This window comes from Synechococcus sp. R55.7, from assembly GCF_047461955.1.
In the GTDB taxonomy this organism is placed as follows: Bacteria; Cyanobacteriota; Cyanobacteriia; order Thermostichales; family Thermostichaceae; genus Thermostichus.
Genome location: NZ_JANSIC010000350.1, coordinates 1 through 1,336 on the forward strand (window position 1 = coordinate 1; position 1,336 = coordinate 1,336).

The following is a 1,336-nucleotide window of genomic DNA, read 5'->3' on the forward strand; positions in this document are numbered from 1 at the left end:
TGCTCCCATCGAGGGATCCTGAGGATAGGGCTTGGGAAAGCTCATTGGACAGGCTTGGCCACATCCCCAACCTTGAAGCCTGCCCCGCTGAGAATGCGTCCCACACTGGAGCTGTCATCCACCTCCGTCAGTTGGACCTGTCCGGCTGGCTCAGTCAATTTGCGCAAGACTGTCCCCGTGGCCGGATCCTTCACCTCGCGGACGACGCGCTCCACAGAAAGAATCAATCCCACCCGATAGCCATCGCGGCTGCCCTTGTTCAGGATCACCTGGTTGCCGTAGACATCCGCCACCAAGGCGTCAACCGTTGGCAGAGAGCGAGGCTGAGCTGCCAAGCGCCCGGCAAAACCGGCCAACTGCTGGGCAATTTGCTCCACCGCTTGTTGGCTTGCCAATACCAACAGCTTCTCTTCGTTGCTGGTGGCGGATCCCCCGCCAAAGCCGGCAACCGTGACCGTGCTATCCGACTGGCTGGCGTTGCCTTTGCCCTCGACCACGGCCAAGATCTCGGCAGTACTGGTGCTCACCAAGCGGGCATTCAGCTGCACGTTGGCATCGGCATCCACTGACTCAGCGCCCACCGCCAGCGGGAAGCTGCCGAAGGGAGTTAAGACCGGTGCCCCACCCCCAGAACGGCGCACAGACACATCAAACTGGGTCACACTGCCGAGGATCACCGCATCGACCCCTAGGATCCGGCCTACCTGAGCAGCGGTGTTGGCATCCAGTCGACCGGATAGACCCAGGTTCTGCTCGGCCAAGATCGCGTCCAGCCGCGAGCGCTCGATGACGGAAAAGGTGCCATCTCTCACCAGCCGATCCACCAACAGGTCGCTCACCCCCCGAGAAGCCTCGCGGAAGCTGTAGGGATTGCTGAGGCTGCTGAAATCAAAGTCCAAGACTGCAATCCGAGGACGGGATGTGGGTTGCGGCGCTTGTCCCACCTGTCTGGGGGCAGAGAGGGTGCAGCGAATGTCTTGGGGAAATTGCTGGCAGAGGGCTGGATTGGCGGATTGGGCCACCACCGGGATCCCTGTCCAGCCTAGGCTTACCAAAGGGATCCCGAACAGCAAAACGGAAGAGAGGTTGCGCATGGTTAAACGATCTCCTAGATCTGGGAAGTGGCCACAGTTACTCTCAGCTTGCACCCAAAAGAGCTTCAGGGCGGTGACCGGTATCACCTGGCAGCTAAGGGCTAAGGATCCTGACGTCGCCTGTTCCCAGAAGATGCCCTACACTCTACCGACTACAAGGTTGTTGAAAAAAGGGATTGAGAAGGTTTGTATAGAAGAGTTGACAAATCTCAACCCTGTTGAGCAAAGGTACTCGCTCTCTG

Annotated in this window: 1 protein-coding gene; it reads right to left on the reverse strand. The window is 59.1% G+C overall.

The window, feature by feature from the left end:
- Positions 1-41: 41 nt before the first annotated feature.
- The gene (locus NW820_RS12405) at positions 42-1,094 is read right to left on the reverse strand and encodes a CsgG/HfaB family protein (protein WP_011432168.1); all 1,053 of its coding nucleotides are present in this window, start codon (positions 1,092-1,094) and stop codon (positions 42-44) included.
- Positions 1,095-1,336 lie beyond the last annotated feature (242 nt).

Bases quoted from the DNA above. Each gene is read 5' to 3' on its own strand.
- NW820_RS12405 (WP_011432168.1), bottom strand. From the start codon at position 1,094: ATGCGCAACCTCTCTTCCGTTTTGCTGTTCGGGATCCCTTTGGTAAGC.